The organism is Coleofasciculus sp. H7-2, from assembly GCF_042747725.1.
Classification (GTDB): domain Bacteria; phylum Cyanobacteriota; class Cyanobacteriia; order Cyanobacteriales; family FACHB-T130; genus FACHB-T130.
In genome coordinates, this window is the sequence record NZ_JBHZGO010000040.1 from 135,971 (window position 1) to 156,235 (window position 20,265).

Consider the following 20,265-nt stretch of genomic DNA (forward strand, 5'->3'; position numbering starts at 1 on the left):
ATCATTAGCTGAAGGGCAAGGAAGGAAAAGATGAATCAGGATCGAATCGATCAATCACCCGCCGATTCCAGCGGAAAACAGACTGATGTTGGTCTGAATATGCTTGATATTATGAGTTTGCCCGATGACCTGCGGAAACTCGTCAACTGGATGATGCGTCAGAAAAACGTGACCTTGGAGGAAGTGGCAGCTCACACCGGCGAGGGTGAGGAAGTTGTCCGCACCCAGTTGGAAACTCTGGTAACTCAAGGCTTCGTGCAAGAACTAGAAGAGGGAGAAACACGCCGCTACCGACCCCGCCTTGCCCCCAAACAGCGAAGCAAGCTATCTACAAATATCTGGCAGAACCTGGAGTGAGGAAAAACCGAAATAAGCCTCTATCAAGCTGTGGGAATCACCCACAGAAATGCAACGCGCCCTTGAGTGGGCTTTCTCGATTGTTTTCTGTTAAGGATTAAAAATCCTTTCACACATTGAGGTAAACCATGTCAAAAATTGTGTCCATCCACTCATTCCGGGGTGGCACCGGCAAATCGAATTCGACGGCTAATCTGGCAGCTTTAGTCGCTCGCTTTGGGTATCGCGTTGGTATCGTTGACACCGATATTCAATCGCCAGGAATTCATGTGCTTTTCGGTTTCGATGAGCAGAAGATGGAACACTCTCTCAATGACTACCTGTGGGGTCGCTGTTTAATTGAAGAAGCTGCCTACGATGTCACTTCAGTTTTAAGAAAGACTGGCGTTAAAGGCAGCAGCATTCATCTGATTCCTTCTAGTATCAAAGCTGGGGATATTACTAGAGTGCTGCGCGAGGGATTCGATTTTGGTCTCCTCAATGACGGTTTCCAAGATATAATTGAAACCCTGAATCTGGATTATTTGTTTATTGACACCCACCCAGGTCTTAACGAAGAAACTCTGCTTTCTATTACTATCTCTGATATCTTGGTGCTAATTTTGCGTCCAGACCGGCAAGACTTTCAGGGGACTGCCGTGACGGTGGAGGTGGCTCGCAAGTTGCAGGTGCCTAAGATGTTGCTGCTAGTAAATAAGGCGCTACCCGTTTTGGATTTTGATGCTTTGAAGCAACAGGTAGAAAAAACCTACAATGCTCCGGTGGCTGGAATTTTGCCGCTTTCGGAAGAGATGATTCAAATGGCAAGCAGCGATCTCTTTTGCCTGCGGTTTCCAGATCATCCCTTGAGCAAGGTGATGGAAAAGGTTGCCAAGATGATTATGGCTTAAGGGGTAATTGTCAGTGCAATCGAAAAAACAACTGCTTTGTAGGGACGGGTTTAATAAGATACTGGTGAGTAGCCAAGCATATCTATAAACCTGCCTCTATATTATGGACTTTTGTCAATTGGATTAATTGCCCGTAACCATGTGCCAAATAGTTTGGGGAAGTTGGGTTATCTGCTGCCAAATGTCTTCGGGGCCAATGCCAAAGAAGAGTTGTAAAATGAGAACAACTGCCGCAATTAAAATGGCTGTGCCGATGCTGGCTTTCACCACCTTAATTAGTAAGGCGAAGACTAACCAGGATACGATGAGTGCGGCAATTAGAATGATTAAGTCTACTGGCATGGACGTTGCTCTCAAAGGTATTGATCGGGCTGGGGAATTTTGACAAGGTAACAGAATCTTTGCTGGCTCGAAAATACAGATATATTTTTCGTGAAATCGTCTTTACGGACTTCATTTATCTCGATCCAAGCTTTAGTCTGTGGGAAACTTGCTTTTAATTCCCGCTCGCCTGTCTAATTTTCCCCGAAACAGCGATACTTTTACCTTAATTTACTCTCTACCGGGCATATAAAGCAGACGCCATTGCCCTTTCACTTTGCCAAAGACGGCTTGATATTCCAGGGGAGAATAAGCAAAGCGATTGGAAATCAGGACTTACGCAAATAGCACCACATCTGAGGGCAACCACAGGGGGATTGCCCCTACAAAACGCTATATGTATAAGCTTTGCGTAAGTCCTGAAATGTAGCCTGGTTTTCCATTTGGCAAAATCACCGCAGTCCACCCGTTGAGGGAACTGTAATCTTCGCCTTTTTGCGCCCGTTCTCTGGCGCGTTGTTCCTCGATTTGACGATTGACTTTGATGACTTCGTTAACTCTGCATCGCGCTTTAGCACTGCTTCCCGCAACTGTTGCCGAAATTGAGCGAAGTCACTTGCTGGGTTCACTTCGTCTACCAAAACGATGAGTTGATGGGGAAAGTCATCAAGCTTTGGCTATATTGCCACATCTGGTTGAGTGGTTGTCTGTTGCGTTGTGGCTTCAACTTCATCGTTGTTGGTTTGAACGGTGGAAGCGATCGCTGTTGCTTCTGAGGTCGAAGTCGATTCTGGTATACTTTTCTTCCTAACTAATGCCGATAACGTCTTCTAGTTACCTACAATTAAGACGCTGAAATTCCAGGCAAAGTTGTTAAATTTTTGTTTATAAATACATAAATATGCCGGGAGGCTGATGATGTTTAGCGCTCCCAGCTAACGTTGTATTTTATTTCTCTTCTACATACATTGGAGGCTCAATCGCAAAATTGTTCAGCTGCCCCGCTTCATCAAGGATGTAGCCCTCGGTTGTATCTAAACCAGTTCCCTCTTCTTGTTCTCTGGCTGCCTCAACTTGGTGTTTGTTCAGCTCTTTATCCACATTAGATGGAATCACCGCATCTGGTGCATTCACGCCCAATACTGATTGTGATAATTGAACTCCATAGTGGTTGTTTCCTGGTGCCCCTCTTCCCGGTTCAGCTTCTCTAGGATCTTCTGGCAAAACTGGATTTTGTTCGTCGCTCATGAATTTTTTCTCCGATGTTATTTTAAGTTGATCGTAGTCTGTTTATTACGATGTTTCTGTTTATGAAGATAGCTTAGTTAGTATCGCTTTTTACTCTTTCGCGGGTATTAAATTGCTAAACGCCAAGGTAGAGATCGCAGCGGGATTGTTTGATAGCCAGAAGCTAGGCTTGAGGTTGGATAGGCGGGATTTGCTCTGACACAGACAAGACGCGATCGCATTTAACTCTTCCCAGCACCTTGGTAATTAGATGGCGATCGCCGCCGGAACCAAGCTTAATCTTTTACAATAAAATAAATTTACAAATCTACCTTAGTGCTGATATATAGGTAAGCACAATGGAAATGGTTGACAAACCTGATTTTTCTAAGTGTACAGTGCCACATTATTTGTCCGCGATAACAGATTGTTGTCCGCATTGCCAAATTAAATGACCTTTTAATGGATTGTGTCTTTAGACTGGGGTTGACAGATTAATTGTTATTGGATTTTTGTTAAAGCTAATGTACCTATTTAAGTACGATCGCAGCACTCCTTTCAACATCGAGCAGAAAAAGTCGTTTTCACTCCAGACAAGCGCAAAATCATCGACGATTGGAAAAAAGGTGTTCCTGTAGATGGTACTCGCATCGAACGCAAACTTAGAGTTGAATACGGAATAGTAGCTGCTAACTTGACATCTGCAAGTGAGGCAATTTCCAATCGCGCTATTGCTCAAACAACTATAACTCCAAGCGATCGCCCAAATCCAGATTCTAAAGAAAAGGTACAGACGAAAAGTACTGATTCTGCTAAGAAAGTTAAAATTCGTGCTAGTTAACGGCTTTTTTTTAACCAAATCAGATAGCTCTCTTTCCACTGTTTTTTTAAAGAGCTATCTGAACTATTTTTGCTAAAGAATTTGATTTTCTAAAGTTAATCAATAAACAATGAAAACTAAAATTAATTATAAAATTGAACTGTCAAGCGTTGCCGAAATTAGCTACCGAATTATTGGAGGGAGGCTAGTACTTTTTCTTCAATGTTTAATTAACTATGATTATATTGAAGCTTCGCCTCTAATCATTAAACAGACTGATTCGATCGACTATTGGTTAATTGGGGCGGGAGGAACTGGTTCTTGGCTGTCCTATCATATTGCGCGACTGGCACGCAGTTTAAGTAAGCCAGGGAAAAAGGTTAGGTTGGCGTTTGCGAAGCTTGCGCGTCAGCGCGATCGCAGATCCCGATATAGTTGAAGAAGCCAATATCAGCAGGCAGGCTTTCTGCGACAAGGAAATCGGATTGCCCAAAGCGCAGGCTCTAGCGTTGCGATACTCGATAGCTTGGGGAGTGGACACGACGGCTTTCGTGCAAGAATTTGACCCCAAGTTGATTCACTACGCCTACGACAAGCTGACAATCCTTGTAGGGTGCGTGGATAGGGCAGCCGGGAGAGCGGCTATTAACCAGGTTCTTGTGTTGAACCAATGTGATAGTCGCTCTGAAATCCCCCGCGTGTGGTATCTGGATTGTGGGAATCATGCAGCAGCGGGACAAATCTTGCTGGGCAGTTGTTTGGAAACTGACCCGGAGTTCTATAATTTTGGGGGGCTGGGATGTGCGAGGTTGCCATCTCCGATGCTGCAAGCTCCTGACCTTTTGAAACCAAAACCAGAAGAATTGACAAATAACCTATCTTGTGCTGAGATGGCAGTGCTGAACTTGCAGAGCGAGAGCGTGAATGTTCGGGTGGCGGCTGAGGCGGCGGATTACCTGTACCGGATGGCTGCGGGGAATCTTAAGCGGTTTGCTACCTATTTTGATTTGGAGAGTGGGATGGCGCGATCGCTTTATATCACGCAGCAGTCGGTGTGTGTGGTAGTAAAAGCGATCGCAAGTGAAGCAATAACACCATGCTAACCTTACTCCAAAAGATATTCTTGATGCCTCAAATTGTCCAATCTTCGATTGCCAACCCTGCCACTTTCCCGAAATCTCGATGATTGCGGGTTAACAGAATCAATTCATGGGACAGTGCAATTGCTGCGATTCTTGCATCCATCTTTGCCAGTTGAATTCGTCGGGACTTTAATTGCTCAAATGTTGTAGCTGCACCCGCATCGAATGAGAGGATGGGCAATACTTTAAAGTCATTAACGAGTCGCGCCATCATCTCATATCCTTTCACTACGTCCTTGAGGGTGCGATCGCGATTAATATAGGCATGACAGCCAAGCATTTGTTCATGAAAGGTGACAATTGATACGGCAAAATCTGATAGCGGGTATTGAGCCATCCGTGTCGAAAGGTTGCTGTAATCCTTCCCAGTTTGACGCTGAAGAATACTCAGATGGTCTGTATCCAATAGATATTTCATAGCTCGTCTTGCGATTCCAGTACAGACTCATCACCTTTGCGAATCGCTCGTCCGTAAGCCAGTACCTCCTCAAAGGCAGGTTCATCTTTGAAAGACCCTGTAATTTGTTGTAGCCAATTTGTCGATTGAGGATTTGCAACTTGTTTCTGCAATTCGGTAATTGCTGTTTCTACTGCTGCCATCCGTTCTTCTAAAGAGGTGTTGGTTGCCATTGGAGTTTACTCCTATTGTTATGACAGATTGTAACGTCGAAGCGAGCGATCGCATCTCTGGATAGGTGAAGTGCGATCGCGTAGTGTTGTGTCAGTAGTATCGCGTTAGCATAGCGTACCGTAGGCGATCGCAGATCCCGATATAGTTGAAGAAGCCAATATCAGCAGGCAGGCTTTCTGCGACAAGGAGATCGGATTGCCCAAGGCGCAGGCTCTAGCATTGAGATTGACAAATAACCTATCTTGTGCTGAGATGGCAGTGCTGAACGTGCAGAGCGATCGCGTGAATGTTCGGGTGGCGGCTGAGGCGGCGGATAATCTTAAGCGGTTTGCGACCTATTTTGATTTGGAAAGTGGGACGGCGCGATCGGTTTACATTACCCAGCAATCGGTGTGGGCGGCACTGAAATCCAAAGCTTGAGTTCAGTATGCGTCACCAGCCCCACCCAAATGATGGCTTAATGGAAAATTTTCTATTGGGCAGGATGCTATACTGAGCCAAAATCTGATACTTTATCCTTTTTACTCGATCCTGCAAACGGTACGTAAGTTTTTAGGTGAAATTAAATATTTTTTACAATGATTGACCTAAGTACCTTTCATACCTGTCTTGCCCAACAGACTGCTCGTGGCTATGAGCTAGATGACAAACAGAAGGAAGCAGTAGAGTATGACGGAGGTGCTTTGTGGCTTCTCGCAGGCCCAGGTTCAGGTAAAAGCGAGGTACTGGTTACACGCACTCTAAAACTACTCTGTGTAGATGGTGTTAAACCACGCTCCATTATCCTAACCACCTTTACAACGAAGGCAGCACGTAACCTTGAAGATCGCTTAGCTACCTACTGGGCCGCACTACAAAACACCGATCATACTCTTAAATCGGTAGACTTATCTGATATAAGAATAGGAACATTGCATAGTCTATGCAATGATATACTCCAAGAATATCGTTACCCAACATATCAAAACGTTCGTCTTCTTGACCAGGTAGAGCAGGATTTGTTCGTCTACCGTTATGCCTCAATTACAGAGCATCAAGATACAAGCTTCTGGATACCTTTTGCTCATGCAGTCCCTGATTGGCGAACTCAAAATTACCCTCCTAATAAATGGAAGCGAGCCAAGGCCGCAGTTACACTCTTCAACCATATTGTAGAAGATTACGTTGATGTCCAAAAAATGATTCTGGCTGGGGGACACTGGGCAACGCTAGCAGAATTCTATCAGCAATATACTGAAGGTCTAGAGAAAAACTACCGCTGTGACTTTGCTCATCTTCAAGCTTGTTTTTTGGAATTCTTAACCTCTCCATCTAGTAAACGCTTTTTAGAGGGAGATGGTCAAAACCAGTCACCGTTGACGCACGTATTGGTTGACGAATACCAAGACACTAATCCAATCCAAGAGCGCATTTACCTTGCCCTTGCCAACAAAACCCCACATAGCATTACAGTAGTGGGTGACGACGATCAAGCTTTATATCGTTTCCGAGGAGGAAACGTATCTTGCATGGTGAATTTTGACAAGGCTTGTATGGCAGAATTAGGTGAATCTCCTCAAAAAATTCAGCTAGATCAAAACTATCGTTCTCACAGCAGTATCGTTGAATTTTTCAACAGTTATATCACTTCTTTTCCAGAAATGATAGCACCAGGGGTACGCGCCCCTGGTAAAAATCCTGTTACGGCAGCCTCTACAATTTCTGGATCATATCCTGCTGTTTCTTGGATCACTCGGAAAAAAGTAGCAGATTTACCAAATGCTGTTGTCGATTTAGTTAAAAATCACTTAATCGCCGACGGAATTATCTCTGATTATAGTCAATGCGTTTTATTGCTACGTAGTGCGAAGGACTCGCCACGCAATGCTGGCCCTTTTATTGCTGCGTTTCAACAACATAATATTCCGGTTTATAATCCCCGCTCAAAATCTTTCATGGAAAGTGAAGAAATCCAGTGCTTGCTGGCAGCAATGGTACAAGTAATTGACAAAAATCATACTTTTTATTCTTCTTACAAAGATCCAATTGGGCGACCTTTATCATGGGTTGGAACGGTCCAGGGATGGATTGACACTCTCAATACTATTAGAGGTAATCCGAATCTTTTAACTAAGGGACTGGACGACTATTTAATCCATAGTAATGCCGAATTGCCGAAACTATGTGCTGAAAATAAGGGCAACTTTCTCAATCTTAACCTTTTAGAAATCATATATCATATTCTGGCACTAGAACCATTTCGGACATGGCAAAAAGATCCTGTAAGAAACTTACGCCTTTCCAAACTAAGCCGTCTTTTCGATGGCTATCACAGTTTTAAGTTAGACGGGTTGCGGGCGAATAAAGAAGGCGATTTAGATCCCACTTTTCTAAATCGGTTTTACACAATGTTTGTCAGCTATATTATCGAAGCTGGAATTAATGATGACGAAGATGAAGAGGTGATAGTTCCCCAAGGATATCTACCAATTATGACTATTCACCAAGCAAAAGGCTTAGAGTTTCCCTTCGTTTTTGTCGCACAACTGGGTCAAAGCGGAGATGTGGGAGCAGCACACATCCTTGAACAAGATTTAGAACCATTTCGGGAGGAGCTTTATCCTAGAAATACACGCAGTCCAGAACTCTTGGTTGTCGAAGATGACATCCGTTTGCTTTATGTAGCTTACTCTCGTGCCCAGTATGGCCTGATCTTAGTTGGTACGGAAGAACACATTAAAAATCATGTAGCCGCACCAGGACGTAACCATGTTGAATTTCGTCGCAATACACTTGTAATTTAAAGAGAGCATTTATGACCAAACCATTCCAAGGAATTTCAATACCTTTGCCCAATAGTACATTAGTGAAACGACGATATAGTGTCACTCAAGATGTTGTTTCTTTTCGACATTGTGCTCGTCAGTATGGAGTTTTTAACGTTTATAAATATGCCCCTGCTCATCAAACACAGATTTACTTTGGTACGGTACTTCATCAAGTTTTAGATCGCTGTCATGCCCATTTTCATGGCAGAGTCGATCCATCGACTAAGGACTCACTACCTGATAAGGGTTATCTTCTCAGTAAAGAGGAGATTCGCGAATACTTTGGGGAGCTAAAAAGCGCACAAAAAGCTGTCACAACACTGCCGCCACCTCCTAGCGATATTGTGAGGTATTTTATTCAAGTTGAAAATGGCTTGAACAGTCAAGGAATTCTAGCTATTAGGTCAGATACTAGAGTTCAAGCCGTAAATATTCTTCAATATTTCAATGCACTGGAAGGCCCGACGCTTTATCCACGAGTTAAAGACACAGAACATAGATTACAAGCAAATCAGACTAATCACATTTTGCATGGGGTTGTCGATTTGTTAGTAGATTCAACCGATGAAATGGTAGATCCAGCTAACTGCGAAATGTGGGATTATAAAGGCAGCACTCGTGTTGGTTTAAATCCTAAAGACTTGCAGACGTATGAGTTTCAAATGCGGGTTTATGCCTATCTTTATCAACGAAAGCACGGTGTCCTGCCAAAGAAAGCTGTTTTATATTTTCTTAACGAGCTTGATGGCCCGACTTGCCCAACAAAACGCCCAGTTAACGCTCTTTTAGAAGTTAGTATTGAGCCTGATGAAATTCAGGTAGCAATAGATGAGTTCACTAAAACGGTGGGTCAGATTGAACAATCTCGTTTAACTAACGCATGGGAACCTGCTGCTCCAGGTGAGATTAGCGAACAAGATTGTAAAACTTGTGACTGTCGCTGGGATTGTAAAACTCCCAACAGTGGCAAGGGTGTCAAACCGATCTATCCATAAATTAGTTAAATGGTTAGACTTAAAGGGCAGCTACCGCTACCCATCGAAACATGTACCCAATGGAGTAAATCTGTATCCTCCACAGCTATAACTTCAAATTGGCAATAAAAATTAACATCTAAACAATCAAACTTAGACGACCAAATTCTGAAAAATACCTATACCTTATCAATATAAGTAGGGTCAGCTTGAATTCGCTCATCAAAGTCCATATTTTCCCATTCTGTAATAACCCTCGCCGGCCTGTCCATTAAATCCGCAGGAGTGCTACTGGGACGCACGAATGGGTATTTATCCTCATCATCCGGCGCGAATGCGCTACGCGCAGGCTACGCCAACGCCAACTCCACCAGCCCGATATCCTCATCTTCAAACAGATCCGGACTAGCGATCGCATCAACCTTTAGTTCCATTTCAATCACCTCAAAAACACTTCCCACGGTCAACACTTGACCGAGTTTCAACCTGTTAACGCTTAAATAGTCCTGCCATACCTTTTCAACAATTCCTACTCTCACACTTCAAATATTAGGAGAAATCAACACATGGTCGCCACAATTGCCACCGAAGAAGGACTCAAAATTCCCGTTTTCGATGCTGCTTACACCGATGCCAAAGGGCGGAATGTAGGAAAGTTCTTCAACAATCCAGAAATCCTGCGCCACTCGATTCTGCAAGCAATATTTGAACCAGAAGAACTGCAATCATTAATGATTGTCAAACTTGACAAATCAAATCCAGATCCTCGCCAATTACGCGCCAGCATCCACGACCCAGAAGATGGCATCAAACGACGCTTGATATTTCAATCTGGAAACAGCTATTACTTCGGTGACGAAACCCTAGCCCAAAAAATAGGAGACTTATTCATAACCGAAAAAGACACCGCCTGTCGCTACGGTTCCCTTCTAGTCAGCACTTGTATGTCCGGCGTATCAGAATCCGACCATCTGCGAGTAAAAATTGTTGATTTCACCGACCCACAATATGCTAAATATCGAACCGGTGACTGTCACGGTGCAATCAGTTCCGACTTACTTAAAAGCATCGGCGGCGAGAAAAATCGAGCCAGCCAATTTCGTTTCGCTTGGCTACGCAGTTGGAATACAGAAAATACAAAATCCACACCCCAAGTCAGCTTTCTAGCTAAAGGAACCCTCCGTCCCGATGACAACTTACTCGACTCATTAGCCGAGTCCGAAGGTAACAAACCCCAACTAATTTTAGACCGCTCCAGCATCAAAGGCATCAATAAAAAACAACTCAAAGAACTCATTCCTTGTAGCGATTACGAACTACCCAAAGCCATCCTTGGTAATCGCAAAAACAGTCAAATTGGCATCACCCAAACTAGCTGGCAATCCACCGGAGTTTGGTTCAACGAAGAAGCCCAAAAACAAGACCTAGTGCCAGCAGCTAAAGCCGTTCGCGTAGCGTGCGCGTCAGCGCATAGCTCAAAGGCTGGCAGCACTACAGCGCGACTCGATGAAATTGCGCCAAGCCATGATTGAAGATTACGATAAACGCGAGGCATTTTTAGCGCGTTTAAACGAAAGAAAACTCAAAGAACAACAGGACAAACTATCAACTACAATTGATGACGAAATCAACGGTGATAGTGAAGAAAGTACCGAAGATAAAAAGCGAGAAAGACAGGACATTCAGATGCTAAAAGCCGATAAATTCGGACTGATGATAGGCAGTCCCGAATTCACCAATATGGCAGAAAGATGGCTGGCATCTAAATGGAGAAATCTGGCAACCAATCGTACAACTGTGCAACGCCATCGCACAGGTGTCGTAGCTGCAATTTGTAAGCGATCGCCTTAAATATCATTTCCTGGGAAAAACCCTCCGAAGACTGCTGCAACTCCCAACGCCGCAGCTGCCACAGCACCCCATTTAATCGGCGGATTTTTATCCAGCCAGTCAGTAAAGGAGGGTATCGACAGATTGCCAAAGTCTCCTTCAACTCTGTCGTAACCTTCTATAGGCTCATACAGATTGGTTGGTGCGTCTTCGGACTTCGGCTCGTTGGTTTTCTGTAACTCGAAGCCAATCAGCAGTAAGATGCTGTCCGCTAGCGCTGGCGAGATTCGTTGTATTATATCAATCACTTTGCCCACATCTCCGACGATAAAATCACGAGTGGGGTTTTCGGCGACGTAGAGAATAGCTTCGGCGACAAGACTTGGCTCGTAGTACGGCGGCACTCCTGTCGGCTTCACACCTAGCTTGGTGCGAACCTTATTGTAGTATGGCGTGTTGATCACCGATGGCATGATATTAGTGACGCTAATCGGCCATCCTTCGTGTTTCAGCTCAAGACGCAAAGCATCAAGCATACCCTCAACACCATGCTTGGATGCAGAGTAGGGACTTTGGTAAGGTACAGAGCGTCTAGCCTCAACTGAGGAGATATGGATCAGCGCTCCGCGTCCTTCGCGTTTAAGATGAGGTAGCGCTGCCATTGCACCATAAGCTTGCCCTGTCAGGTTAACATCGATGACTTGTTTAAACTCTTCGGGTGTTATCTTGTCGAAGGTGGCGAGGACTCCGGTAGCGGCTGCATGAACCCAGGTATCGAGTCGCCCGTATACCTCCACGGCTTTATCTGCGATCGCTTTTACTTGCTCGAAATCCGTGACATCAGCAACGATAGCGACTGCTTCACCGCCTTGTTGCTGTATCTCATCCACCAAAGACTTTAACCCTGATTCGCTGCGAGCTGAGACTACCACTTTTGCGCCTCGGTGGGCAAACTGCAAAGCTGTCTCGCGCCCGATGCCGCTAGAAGCGCCAACGACGGCGACGACTTGCTCTTTGATTGGCTTTAGTTGCATTGTTGCTAATCCTTATAAAGTGCTGACGACAAACCATTCACCTTTGCCGCTGAAGTGCATCTAGGAACGTTGGCTTAGTGGTCAAATGTTAAGTTCTATTAACTAAATTAATCGACTGACGGCGGGTTACATCAGTCTCAGGGTTGACAATGGGGAGGAGATGCGCCCCTTGCCTACACTTGGCGATCGCTGGGTTGCCTCTCACTTTTACAGAAATCAGCCCCAAATTAATGCAGGTACTCTATGACTGAATTTTCTCGAATTAGGAAAAAAGAAAACAGAGAAACTTATTTACCGCCAATACGGGAGAAGGAGCGATCGCCCTTTTATAGCAGAGCGATAATAGACTAGAAAATATAAGAGAGTAATACTTTGATAACTTTATGAACACAGCAACAATTACCTTACCTTCTACCCTCAAATTAACGATTGACTTGACAGACGAGCAGTTTTTCCAGTTATGTCAGCACAACCGGGATTTAAGATTTGAGCGCACAGCATCGGGAGAATTAATAATTATGCCCCCTACAGGTAGCGAAACTGGAAATCGTAACATCGATTTATCGTATCAACTCCAAGCTTGGAGCCGACAAAACAATCTAGGGCTTGCCTTTGATTCTTCAAGTGGCTTTAAACTGCCGAATGGTGCAAATCGTTCACCCGATGCCTCTTGGGTAAGACGCGATCGCTGGGAGGCTTTAACCGCCGAAGAACAACAAGGATTTGCTCCTCTGTGTCCTGATTTTGTGGTTGAGTTGCTTTCTCCTAGCGATTCGGTGAAAATAGCACAAGCAAAAATGAGAGAATATATAGATAATGGCGCTCGTTTGGGTTGGTTAATAGACCGGAAAAACCAGCGAGTAGAAATCTATCGTCAAGGTCAGAATGTGGAGATTTTAGAAAATCCGGCAACTTTATCAGGAGAAGATGTGCTTCCTGGGTTTGTCTTAGATTTAAAACAAATTATGTAGCTTGATTTAGACGCGATCGCTTTTGATAAGGCAGTTTTTGCAAAAATTCATAAAAGCGAATCAAGACTAGAAAATATTAACAGTTGATGTTGGGATAAGTTCATGCAAACGATGGCGATCGCATTGCCTCCTACTCTCGAATTGAAAATTGATTTGACTGATGAGCAGTTTTGGAAGCTGTGTCAAAACAACCGCGATTATAGATTTGAGCGAACGGCATCGGGAGAATTAATAATTATGCCACCTACAGGTAGCGAAACTGGAAATCGTAACATCAAAATAGCTGCCCAACTAGAAGTCTGGAGTTCTCAGAGCAATCTAGGGCTTGCCTTTGACTCTTCAAGTGGCTTTAAACTGCCTAATGGCGCAAATCGTTCACCCGATGCCTCTTGGGTAAGACGCGATCGCTGGGAGGCTTTAACCGCCGAAGAACAACAGGGATTTGCTCCCATCTGTCCCGATTTTGTGCTTGAGTTGCGATCGAAGAGTGATTCTCTAAAAGAATTGCAAGAGAAAATGCAAGAGTACATGGAAAATGGCGCTAGATTGGGTTGGTTAATAGACCGGAAAAACCAGCGAGTAGAAATCTATCGTCAAGGTCAGGATGTGGAAATTCTAGAAAATCCGGCAACTTTATCAGGAGAAGATGTGCTTCCTGGGTTTGTCTTAGATTTAAAACAAATTATGTAGTTTTAGAAAAGATCGTGCAGTTTTTGTGGGAAAGCGATCGCTGTCGTATGTGAACAAATGTTATCAACAGCAGTGAGTGTTTACAGGCGATCGCAAAAAGTCTTGTAAAATTTTGCCATTCGATATAATGAACGGATGTTAGACTTTAATACCCTATCTGAGTTCTCACGCGCCCACTGTATCGCCATTTGCGCGTTTTTGGTTCCAGCCAACTTGGGTGCTACCATCTCGACAATGATTCTTACTGCACTCTGTCGCCCTCAAGTTCAGGTGTGGCGGAGTGCTGGAGTGGCAACCGTATTTGCTGTGGTGATGGTGCTGCACGTCTTTACTTGGTTCCAGGTTGGGGTGGTGATGCCTCCTACCTATATCCTGCTGTGTTTGGGAAGCACCTGCCTGGTCACGAATATTGTAGCGATCGCCTACAACTACAATACAGTTGTTCTCCGCAAACGCTACCCTAACGCTTCCAGCGCTATCAACCACCCCTGAAACATCCTCATGTCGTCAGTGTTGCCTCGCCTTTGGTTTGATGCTTGTGGTGAATAGAGCAACAACGTCAGGCAATGCTGGCTGCTGATGGGTGTACGTTCACACAGATGTAATCCCAGGCTGTATCAACAAAGATATTTTGCAGCTTGCTAGCCAAACTCCAGTACTCTTCAACGATGTTTAGGCTTGTGTAGTCACTGGTGATATTAAGCGACTGGCAGTAGCTGCTTAACTTCTTAAAGCTCCATTTATTACTGAATAATGACTCATGGCTAATTGCTAAGTATTGAAAAGCAATTAGCCATTCCCTGTTTTAACAAACACTGTTTTTTGAAAGTCAGTAAAATTACCTTAGAATATTATAAATAAACGTAAATAGTTGTCAAGGTCTTTGGGCATAATTCTCTTGATAGATCACAAAAGAATAGAGAATGAATTAGCTTTGTTATAGTTGTTACAAAGGAAGATATGCTAATTTCATCCAGACCCGTAAAAGATGTATTCTATTGCCCAGAAGAATCTAATTTCTACTCTCAATGTTTAGAAAGTTTAGTTTTAAATGAGGGCGCTCATGGTAAAACTATCATTGAGTTCGGTTCAGGAGATGGAACTCCAGTCATTAACTCCTTAATGAGAACCAGATTTGATGGCATCATACATGGATTTGAACTCAATGACTTAGCTTGGAAAACTGCCAAATCAAATATTCAGGAATACGAACTCAGCGCCCAATATATCATCTACAATACCTCTTTTTTTGAAGCATCTCTTCCCAAGGCTGATTATCTGATCTCAAACCCACCATACCTTCCAGCGCCAGATGAGAATATTTACCAACCCCTGTTACATGGCGGTACAGATGGTTCTAAAATTGCCAAACGACTTTTATCTTTAGATTATGAAAATGTTTTACTTATGCTCTCTAGTTATTCTAATCCAGAGGGCTTTATTAATTATGCAATAATGCAAGGCTACTCCATTGCTAATTTCATAATCTCCCCTTTAAACTTTGGCTATTACAGTTCTGAGCCAAAGGTGAAAAACACAATTAGAGAATTGCGAGAAAAGAAGATGGCTTTTTACTCAAAAAACATCTATCTTTTAGCGGGAGTTTTGTTTAAAAAGCAGCATAAATGTCAGGTAGATTTATCTGCTGAGTTGATTCAGATCATGACATCTTTGTAAAAGCTTGAACTGAGAGTGGGGAGAGCGATCGCTAAAGTAATTCCCTCAACTCAGAAAGCCGCTTTAGACAAAAACGAGGGGGTATTGGGAATTTAACAGTTCTCATTGCCCCATTCTTATTGCTTAATTTTTAACCCAAACTATCAAATTTATTCTCGTTCCCAGGTTCAGCCTGGAGAACGAGAAAGGAAGAGGACAGGCAAATTTTATTTTATCGATTGACCTCTCGATCGGCTTCTCTTGCCGAACGCGCGATCGCTGCACCAGCGCGATCGCCCATTAGCTTCTCTTGGTCATATCCCAAGACAATTTCCCAAGCATCATTCGGGTACTTGTCAACCAATGGCAACGCCACATCATCTAACATCCATTGACCGTGACGTTCGTCTTCCCGAATGTGCAGCTCCCAGTAACCCATTGCTGCATCAGAAAGTTTCAACCGTTGCGCTGCTGCTAGATAGGTTTTGTACGCCGCAGGACCTGCCACTTCAAAATAAGTCAATCCACCGCAGTAACGCAAGAAATAAATTTTGCGCTCGGTGACGAGAAAGTTATGATTGGCGCAGGCTAGCACTTCCCAGGGTACTAAATCGAAGTAGCCCTCTGGCTCTGTATTCATGCCAAACTCGTCAAGCATCTGGGCAAAAAAGGTAGAGTGCTTGCGGGAGAGGCGACCGTTACCGTACTCTTCTAGCAGCACTCTGACGAGAGTACATTGCACTGCGTTGGCGGTACCCCCCAGAATCCGCGAAAGGCGGCTGCCTTCGACTAAGCCATCGAAGGAACCAATTGCCAAGATTCGGCGATAACCTGCCTCTGTCGTCTGCTCCCGCAAGTACCGACTATCTTCCGATAGGGGAGGCTCTAAGTCGGCTGCGCCACGCTCGCTCAGGGCTTGCTTGACATCGGCTGGTGAAAGTTGTTGTAGTGCTTCTACGTCAAAGTGTGCCAGTTCCCACTGCTGCCAAGCTGACTCAATTTGGTTGCGAACTTTTTGCAACCAAATTGAGCGCTCGTTGGTGTAATGCCGCAGATCGTCATACCAAAACAGCTTGAGCCGATTGATGCGATACAGCACACGCTGCAAAAAGAGGTGGGAAGCTTCAACTGGCTCATCGCCACTTTCTACGTTATAAGCCGCCTCAATGGCGATCGCGATCGCATTTTCAACGTCGCTTGCTAGTTCAGGCTGTGCAGCCAGCTTGTTGTCTAAATCTTCCATTTCGAGCAGTTTTACAAATTGCTGCTCAGATCCGTTGTAGTTTGTGGCTGTGCGTTGGATCGTTGCCGAACTCGTCGGCTGAAAATCAGTAATGGCGACCATAATTGCCCATGAATTCCATCTTTTTTTGATGCTAGTGCTGTCTGGTTGGAACAATTGTCGGTCTGTAGGTGGAACTTGCGACAGCCAAACGTATTTCTACCTAAATACATAGGTGTTTGAAGATTAACCACAAAGACACGAAGACACAAAGAAGGCACAAAGTTTTCTATCTTGGTGCCTTGGTGGTTCAACAAAGCATTTTTTGCTACAGCACTACGCGATCGCTGCCACCGCAGACAGTAATCCTTGGAATAACCCAATGCCATCGGTACCGCCCAAAATCGGATCTGAGGCCCGTTCTGGATGAGGCATCATCCCCAGCACATTTCCTTTTTTATTGCAAATACCCGCAATATTATTTAAAGAACCGTTATGATTCTCGCCGTGATAACGGAAGAGAATTTGATGGTTATCTTCCAGCTTTGCCAAAGTAGCGGCATCGGCGTAGTATCGCCCCTCGCCGTGGGCAATCGGGAGGGTAATGACTTGTCCAGTAGAATAGGCTTGCGTCCAAGGGAGATGGGTGCGTTCGACTTTGACGGGAACGCGATCGCAAATAAAATGCAAATCTTGATTTCGGGTGAGCGCCCCTGGCAGAAGTCCCGCCTCAGTTAGCACCTGAAACCCGTTGCAGATACCCAAGACAAACTTTCCTTGCTGGGCGTGTTTAATCGTTGCTTGCATCACCGGAGAGAAACGAGCTATAGCGCCACAGCGCAGATAATCGCCATAGCTGAAGCCACCCGGAATCACTACCACATCTAGATCGGAAATATCCGTGTCTTCATGCCAAACCATCCGCGTCGGCTGATGTAGCAAATCGCGAGTGACATAAGCGACATCGCGATCGCAATTAGAACCCGGAAACACAACCACCCCAAATTTCATATTGCTAATAGCTAATGGAAGACTGGCTAACCAGAAGTAGTCAGTAGTCATTAGTCCTTCACAAATGACCAATAACGACTGACCACCAACTACCTAGCCCCTCTTATCCTAAAAGAATATTTCCGTCTCTATCTGACCTGACATCTCCGTTAAATCAAACCGATAATTTTCCGTTACCGGATTCGTCAACAACTGATCGCACATCCGAGCCAATTGATGTCGCGCCTCATCCTCACTCTCTGCCATCACAGTCAGCTCAATATACTTTCCTATTCGCACCTGCTCAACATTGTCATATCCCAGATGCTCCAACCCAGAATGTACCGCCGTGCCTGCTGGATCTAAAACCGAAGGGCGCAGAGTCACGTAGATTTTAGCTTGATATTTCCGATTCATCGGCATTCCTATAAATTCTTCCCTTAGATAGGTGATATTTGTTTTATTCTAAGGTGGAAGCGTGTGAGCTGCGTGAAGTTCTGGCAATTTAAGGTGGAAATAGATAAAGATATCAGCGACAACCTGAAAAGATTAAGGATATCTAGCAAAACTGAAGACCATGAAAGCCCAACGCACCCGCAGTCAGGAGCGTATTTTGAATCTGCTCAAGACGATGAACCGAGCTGTCTCAGCTCAGGATATTTATGTAGAACTTCGCAATCGTAGCCAAAGCATGGGATTAGCAACCGTCTACCGTTCCCTAGAAGCCTTAAAACTAGACGGCGTCGTCCAGGTACGGACGTTGGCAAGTGGCGAATCGCTCTACAGTTGTGTGCAACAAGACAAGCACCACCTGACTTGTTTGCAGTGCGGAGACTCGATTCCCATCAATCAATGTCCAGTCCATGAGTTGGAGAGCCAGCTGCAACAATCGCACTCGTTTAAAATTTTCTACCATACTCTAGAGTTTTTTGGACTGTGCGATCGCTGCTGTGTCGCTCAAGTTGCTAGCGATGCCCTGGATTAACTGTCCTCGTCTAAATCTAAAAATTGAGCTTGGTTCGTGTCTCCGACAATCGAGCGGATGCCTTCCAACGTTGCTGGGATGCTGCGCGGGTCCATAAACATGACCTTGCTGCTACTGCTCTTACCAATCGTCATCCCCATTTCTAGATAATTCTGAGCGAGTAGGTACTGGAGAGCTTCCTGGGCATTGGGGTCACTTTTGAGAGTTTTAGAAATCACTTGCAGCGCTTCAGCGGTAGCCTGAGCCTTGAGAACTTGCTGCTGCCGTTCCGCCTGCGCTTTCAGAACAATCGTCTTTTGTTGCCCTTCTGCCTCCAGAATCGCGGATTTTTGACGGGCTTCCGCCTCCAAAACTTGCGCCTCAGCCTTCCCTTTAGCAGAGTTAACGGCTGATTCGCGTTCGCCCTCGGAGGTGAGAATTGCCGCCCGCTTGCGACGTTCCGCCGACATCTGCAATTCCATCGATTCTTGCACAGCCCTGGAAGGAACGATATCTCGCAGTTCTACCCGCGTGACCTTTACTCCCCAAGGATCGGTAGATTCGTCCAGTTCTCTGAGCAAAAGTTCGTTAATTTGAGTCCGGGCAGTAAAGGTTTCATCTAGTTCCAGCTTGCCCATTTCGGCTCGAATCTGCGTCAGCACCAAATTTACCATTGCTGACTGGAGATTTTCCACTTTGTAGTAGGCTTTCTCCAAATCCAGAATGCGCCAGTACACGACCGCATCAGCGGTAATCGAAACGTTGTCGCGGGTGATACATTGTTGGGGAGCAATATCTAGAACTCTTTCCCGGACGGTTGCTTGGAAAGCGACTCTTTCGTAAACTGGGATCACGAAATTCAGACCGGGTTTTAGTTTCTTGCCGCTATATTTACCTAAAGTTTCGACTAAAGCTTCGTTTCCTTGAGTAACCACCTTGACGCCTGAGAGGGCAGATCCGCCCAAAACTAAAGCAATTAGTAACCCAAAAAATCCTTCCATTGTGAACCTCGTTTTTACAATATTGCAGATTGATAAACCCTAGGATTAGGATTTCAATAGGTGTTCTGGCAGCACGATCAGAGTTGTGCCTTCCCGTCTGACGACGTACACTCTTTGATTGGGAGCGATCGCTAGTTTCTCATCTTCACACCGTGCCCTCCAAGAATTTCCTTCGTAGAGTACCCGCCCCATCTCTCCTGGCAAAATCTCTGTTAAAGTCTGACCCTCGGTGGCATCTTCAATCGAAGACACCTTTCGCCTCGGCATCAAGCGATGGCTGAAGTAAATCAAAGCAATGGAAAACACTAACCAAAGCACCACCTGTAAAGCCGCCGGTAATGGGAGCAGCATCACCAACAGTGCCACCACGAAGGCGCTGATTCCCATCATGAAAGAGGTAAAAGCTGTTGGCACAACTAGCTCTACCAAGCAAAGGATCGTCCCTACCAGTAACCACAACAAAGTCGGGCTGAATCCGAAAGACTGGATCGCCAGCTGGATGAGTAAAGGAGAATCAAACAACCCTGCTAGAAACCAAATCGTCATAAAACTCAATCCCTTCTTGATATCCCAGTAAGGATAGTTATCAAGGTAAGATGAACTATTCCAATGAAAGCCAGCGCCGGATTGGGAAGGCATCTTGCCTTTTTGTTGACTACAACATTTCATCTATAAATTTCCCAGAACCCAGTGGAATTTTTCCTTAAGAATCTCTTGGAAGCTTTTTTATAAAAATTT

The 20,265-nt window shown here is 44.7% G+C and carries 25 protein-coding genes; 13 read left to right on the top strand and 12 right to left on the bottom strand.

Going from position 1 to position 20,265, the window contains the following annotated elements; all coding sequences use genetic code 11:
- Positions 1–30: 30 nt before the first annotated feature.
- Both ACFW2W_RS10430 and ACFW2W_RS10435 read left to right on the top strand, forming a co-directional pair.
- Positions 31–357 carry an ArsR family transcriptional regulator gene (locus tag ACFW2W_RS10430; RefSeq protein WP_378176974.1) on the top strand — a complete coding sequence of 109 codons (327 nt, stop codon included), beginning with the start codon at positions 31–33 and terminating at the stop codon, positions 355–357.
- Between the two features lie 128 nt (positions 358–485).
- Positions 486–1,247 carry a MinD/ParA family protein gene (locus ACFW2W_RS10435; RefSeq protein ID WP_378176977.1) on the top strand — a complete coding sequence of 254 codons (762 nt, stop codon included), beginning with the start codon at positions 486–488 and terminating at the stop codon, positions 1,245–1,247.
- Between the two features lie 123 nt (positions 1,248–1,370).
- Here the strand turns inward: ACFW2W_RS10435 and ACFW2W_RS10440 are convergent, their stop codons facing one another.
- From ACFW2W_RS10440 to ACFW2W_RS10450, 3 genes are all read right to left on the bottom strand, one after another.
- Positions 1,371–1,589, bottom strand: coding sequence for a hypothetical protein (locus ACFW2W_RS10440; protein ID WP_378176980.1), 219 nt, complete (start codon positions 1,587–1,589; stop codon positions 1,371–1,373).
- 431 nt (positions 1,590–2,020) lie between these two features.
- Positions 2,021–2,209 carry a hypothetical protein gene (locus ACFW2W_RS10445; RefSeq protein WP_378176983.1) on the bottom strand — a complete coding sequence of 63 codons (189 nt, stop codon included), beginning with the start codon at positions 2,207–2,209 and terminating at the stop codon, positions 2,021–2,023.
- Positions 2,210–2,516: 307 nt separating this feature from the next.
- Entirely contained in the window at positions 2,517–2,816 is a 300-nt protein-coding gene (locus ACFW2W_RS10450) for a hypothetical protein (RefSeq protein ID WP_378176986.1), read from the bottom strand.
- A 1,191-nt stretch (positions 2,817–4,007) separates the two neighbouring features.
- On the opposite strand from ACFW2W_RS10450, the gene ACFW2W_RS10455 reads away from it, so the two are divergent.
- Positions 4,008–4,718 (top strand): ThiF family adenylyltransferase, encoded by a 711-nt coding sequence (locus ACFW2W_RS10455; protein ID WP_378176989.1) that lies wholly within the window; start codon positions 4,008–4,010, stop codon positions 4,716–4,718.
- Positions 4,719–4,746: 28 nt separating this feature from the next.
- Here the strand turns inward: ACFW2W_RS10455 and ACFW2W_RS10460 are convergent, their stop codons facing one another.
- Positions 4,747–5,175 (bottom strand): type II toxin-antitoxin system VapC family toxin, encoded by a 429-nt coding sequence (locus ACFW2W_RS10460; RefSeq protein ID WP_378176992.1) that lies wholly within the window; start codon positions 5,173–5,175, stop codon positions 4,747–4,749.
- Positions 5,172–5,387, bottom strand: a complete 216-nt coding sequence (locus ACFW2W_RS10465) for a hypothetical protein (protein WP_378176995.1) — start codon at positions 5,385–5,387, stop codon at positions 5,172–5,174. The genes ACFW2W_RS10460 and ACFW2W_RS10465 overlap by 4 nt, the downstream gene beginning before the upstream one ends.
- A 220-nt stretch (positions 5,388–5,607) precedes the next feature.
- On the opposite strand from ACFW2W_RS10465, the gene ACFW2W_RS10470 reads away from it, so the two are divergent.
- The 3 genes from ACFW2W_RS10470 (at position 5,608) to ACFW2W_RS10480 (ending at position 9,190) form a co-directional block, all read left to right on the top strand.
- Complete coding sequence (locus ACFW2W_RS10470; RefSeq protein ID WP_378176998.1) at positions 5,608–5,808, top strand: hypothetical protein; 201 nt, start codon at positions 5,608–5,610, stop codon at positions 5,806–5,808.
- A 158-nt stretch (positions 5,809–5,966) separates the two neighbouring features.
- Entirely contained in the window at positions 5,967–8,171 is a 2,205-nt protein-coding gene (locus ACFW2W_RS10475; RefSeq protein WP_378177001.1) for an ATP-dependent helicase, read from the top strand.
- 11 nt (positions 8,172–8,182) lie between these two features.
- Positions 8,183–9,190, top strand: a complete 1,008-nt coding sequence (locus tag ACFW2W_RS10480; protein WP_378177004.1) for a PD-(D/E)XK nuclease family protein — start codon at positions 8,183–8,185, stop codon at positions 9,188–9,190.
- A gap of 329 nt (positions 9,191–9,519) precedes the next feature.
- On the opposite strand, the gene ACFW2W_RS10485 is transcribed toward ACFW2W_RS10480, so the two are convergent.
- Entirely contained in the window at positions 9,520–9,708 is a 189-nt protein-coding gene (locus ACFW2W_RS10485) for a hypothetical protein (RefSeq protein WP_378177009.1), read from the bottom strand.
- Positions 9,709–9,735: 27 nt separating this feature from the next.
- On the opposite strand from ACFW2W_RS10485, the gene ACFW2W_RS10490 reads away from it, so the two are divergent.
- Complete coding sequence (locus ACFW2W_RS10490) at positions 9,736–10,701, top strand: hypothetical protein (protein ID WP_378177012.1); 966 nt, start codon at positions 9,736–9,738, stop codon at positions 10,699–10,701.
- On the top strand, positions 10,676–11,020 hold the full coding sequence (locus ACFW2W_RS10495; protein ID WP_378177015.1) for a hypothetical protein: 345 nt from the start codon (positions 10,676–10,678) through the stop codon (positions 11,018–11,020). The genes ACFW2W_RS10490 and ACFW2W_RS10495 overlap by 26 nt, the downstream gene beginning before the upstream one ends.
- On the opposite strand, the gene ACFW2W_RS10500 is transcribed toward ACFW2W_RS10495, so the two are convergent.
- Positions 11,017–12,033, bottom strand: coding sequence for an SDR family oxidoreductase (locus ACFW2W_RS10500; RefSeq protein WP_378177018.1), 1,017 nt, complete (start codon positions 12,031–12,033; stop codon positions 11,017–11,019). The genes ACFW2W_RS10495 and ACFW2W_RS10500 overlap by 4 nt on opposite strands.
- 383 nt (positions 12,034–12,416) lie before the next feature.
- On the opposite strand from ACFW2W_RS10500, the gene ACFW2W_RS10505 reads away from it, so the two are divergent.
- The 4 genes from ACFW2W_RS10505 to ACFW2W_RS10520 all read left to right on the top strand — a co-directional run bounded on the left by ACFW2W_RS10505 (position 12,417) and on the right by ACFW2W_RS10520 (position 15,371).
- Positions 12,417–13,004, top strand: a complete 588-nt coding sequence (locus ACFW2W_RS10505; protein ID WP_378177021.1) for a Uma2 family endonuclease — start codon at positions 12,417–12,419, stop codon at positions 13,002–13,004.
- A gap of 102 nt (positions 13,005–13,106) precedes the next feature.
- Positions 13,107–13,694 carry a Uma2 family endonuclease gene (locus tag ACFW2W_RS10510; protein WP_378177024.1) on the top strand — a complete coding sequence of 196 codons (588 nt, stop codon included), beginning with the start codon at positions 13,107–13,109 and terminating at the stop codon, positions 13,692–13,694.
- Positions 13,695–13,829: 135 nt separating this feature from the next.
- On the top strand, positions 13,830–14,186 hold the full coding sequence (locus ACFW2W_RS10515; protein ID WP_378177027.1) for a hypothetical protein: 357 nt from the start codon (positions 13,830–13,832) through the stop codon (positions 14,184–14,186).
- Positions 14,187–14,654: 468 nt separating this feature from the next.
- Complete coding sequence (locus tag ACFW2W_RS10520; RefSeq protein ID WP_378177030.1) at positions 14,655–15,371, top strand: methyltransferase; 717 nt, start codon at positions 14,655–14,657, stop codon at positions 15,369–15,371.
- 211 nt (positions 15,372–15,582) lie between these two features.
- Here ACFW2W_RS10520 and ACFW2W_RS10525 read toward each other — a convergent pair whose 3' ends face one another.
- The 3 genes from ACFW2W_RS10525 to purS form a co-directional block, all read right to left on the bottom strand.
- Complete coding sequence (locus tag ACFW2W_RS10525) at positions 15,583–16,695, bottom strand: iron-containing redox enzyme family protein (protein WP_378177033.1); 1,113 nt, start codon at positions 16,693–16,695, stop codon at positions 15,583–15,585.
- A 213-nt stretch (positions 16,696–16,908) separates the two neighbouring features.
- Positions 16,909–17,583: a phosphoribosylformylglycinamidine synthase subunit PurQ gene (gene purQ, locus ACFW2W_RS10530; RefSeq protein WP_378177210.1), complete on the bottom strand. Its 675-nt coding sequence runs from the start codon at positions 17,581–17,583 to the stop codon at positions 16,909–16,911.
- A 108-nt stretch (positions 17,584–17,691) separates the two neighbouring features.
- Positions 17,692–17,979, bottom strand: coding sequence for a phosphoribosylformylglycinamidine synthase subunit PurS (gene purS / locus ACFW2W_RS10535; protein WP_378177035.1), 288 nt, complete (start codon positions 17,977–17,979; stop codon positions 17,692–17,694).
- A gap of 160 nt (positions 17,980–18,139) precedes the next feature.
- Here purS and ACFW2W_RS10540 point away from each other — a divergent pair, with 160 nt between their 5' ends.
- Positions 18,140–18,547 carry a Fur family transcriptional regulator gene (locus ACFW2W_RS10540; RefSeq protein WP_378177038.1) on the top strand — a complete coding sequence of 136 codons (408 nt, stop codon included), beginning with the start codon at positions 18,140–18,142 and terminating at the stop codon, positions 18,545–18,547.
- Here the strand turns inward: ACFW2W_RS10540 and ACFW2W_RS10545 are convergent.
- Positions 18,544–19,527, bottom strand: coding sequence for an SPFH domain-containing protein (locus ACFW2W_RS10545; RefSeq protein ID WP_378177041.1), 984 nt, complete (start codon positions 19,525–19,527; stop codon positions 18,544–18,546). The two genes, ACFW2W_RS10540 and ACFW2W_RS10545, sit on opposite strands and share 4 nt — an antisense overlap.
- 45 nt (positions 19,528–19,572) lie before the next feature.
- Entirely contained in the window at positions 19,573–20,196 is a 624-nt protein-coding gene (locus ACFW2W_RS10550; protein ID WP_378177044.1) for an NfeD family protein, read from the bottom strand.
- Between the last annotated feature and the right edge of the window lie 69 nt (positions 20,197–20,265).

What these genes read in the sequence shown, in the direction of transcription:
- ACFW2W_RS10515 (WP_378177027.1), top strand. Translation starts at nt 13,830, where the DNA reads ATGTTAGACTTTAATACCCTATCTGAGTTCTCACGCGCCCACTGTATC.
- ACFW2W_RS10525 (WP_378177033.1), bottom strand. Translation starts at nt 16,695, where the DNA reads ATGGTCGCCATTACTGATTTTCAGCCGACGAGTTCGGCAACGATCCAA.
- ACFW2W_RS10430 (WP_378176974.1), top strand. Translation starts at nt 31, where the DNA reads ATGAATCAGGATCGAATCGATCAATCACCCGCCGATTCCAGCGGAAAA.
- ACFW2W_RS10480 (WP_378177004.1), top strand. Translation starts at nt 8,183, where the DNA reads ATGACCAAACCATTCCAAGGAATTTCAATACCTTTGCCCAATAGTACA.
- ACFW2W_RS10540 (WP_378177038.1), top strand. Translation starts at nt 18,140, where the DNA reads ATGAAAGCCCAACGCACCCGCAGTCAGGAGCGTATTTTGAATCTGCTC.
- ACFW2W_RS10460 (WP_378176992.1), bottom strand. Translation starts at nt 5,175, where the DNA reads ATGAAATATCTATTGGATACAGACCATCTGAGTATTCTTCAGCGTCAA.
- ACFW2W_RS10490 (WP_378177012.1), top strand. Translation starts at nt 9,736, where the DNA reads ATGGTCGCCACAATTGCCACCGAAGAAGGACTCAAAATTCCCGTTTTC.
- ACFW2W_RS10465 (WP_378176995.1), bottom strand. Translation starts at nt 5,387, where the DNA reads ATGGCAACCAACACCTCTTTAGAAGAACGGATGGCAGCAGTAGAAACA.
- ACFW2W_RS10450 (WP_378176986.1), bottom strand. Translation starts at nt 2,816, where the DNA reads ATGAGCGACGAACAAAATCCAGTTTTGCCAGAAGATCCTAGAGAAGCT.
- ACFW2W_RS10520 (WP_378177030.1), top strand. Translation starts at nt 14,655, where the DNA reads ATGCTAATTTCATCCAGACCCGTAAAAGATGTATTCTATTGCCCAGAA.
- ACFW2W_RS10475 (WP_378177001.1), top strand. Translation starts at nt 5,967, where the DNA reads ATGATTGACCTAAGTACCTTTCATACCTGTCTTGCCCAACAGACTGCT.
- ACFW2W_RS10440 (WP_378176980.1), bottom strand. Translation starts at nt 1,589, where the DNA reads ATGCCAGTAGACTTAATCATTCTAATTGCCGCACTCATCGTATCCTGG.
- ACFW2W_RS10545 (WP_378177041.1), bottom strand. Translation starts at nt 19,527, where the DNA reads ATGGAAGGATTTTTTGGGTTACTAATTGCTTTAGTTTTGGGCGGATCT.
- ACFW2W_RS10550 (WP_378177044.1), bottom strand. Translation starts at nt 20,196, where the DNA reads ATGAAATGTTGTAGTCAACAAAAAGGCAAGATGCCTTCCCAATCCGGC.
- ACFW2W_RS10495 (WP_378177015.1), top strand. Translation starts at nt 10,676, where the DNA reads ATGAAATTGCGCCAAGCCATGATTGAAGATTACGATAAACGCGAGGCA.
- ACFW2W_RS10500 (WP_378177018.1), bottom strand. Translation starts at nt 12,033, where the DNA reads ATGCAACTAAAGCCAATCAAAGAGCAAGTCGTCGCCGTCGTTGGCGCT.
- purS (WP_378177035.1), bottom strand. Translation starts at nt 17,979, where the DNA reads ATGAATCGGAAATATCAAGCTAAAATCTACGTGACTCTGCGCCCTTCG.
- ACFW2W_RS10505 (WP_378177021.1), top strand. Translation starts at nt 12,417, where the DNA reads ATGAACACAGCAACAATTACCTTACCTTCTACCCTCAAATTAACGATT.
- ACFW2W_RS10435 (WP_378176977.1), top strand. Translation starts at nt 486, where the DNA reads ATGTCAAAAATTGTGTCCATCCACTCATTCCGGGGTGGCACCGGCAAA.
- ACFW2W_RS10510 (WP_378177024.1), top strand. Translation starts at nt 13,107, where the DNA reads ATGCAAACGATGGCGATCGCATTGCCTCCTACTCTCGAATTGAAAATT.
- purQ (WP_378177210.1), bottom strand. Translation starts at nt 17,583, where the DNA reads ATGAAATTTGGGGTGGTTGTGTTTCCGGGTTCTAATTGCGATCGCGAT.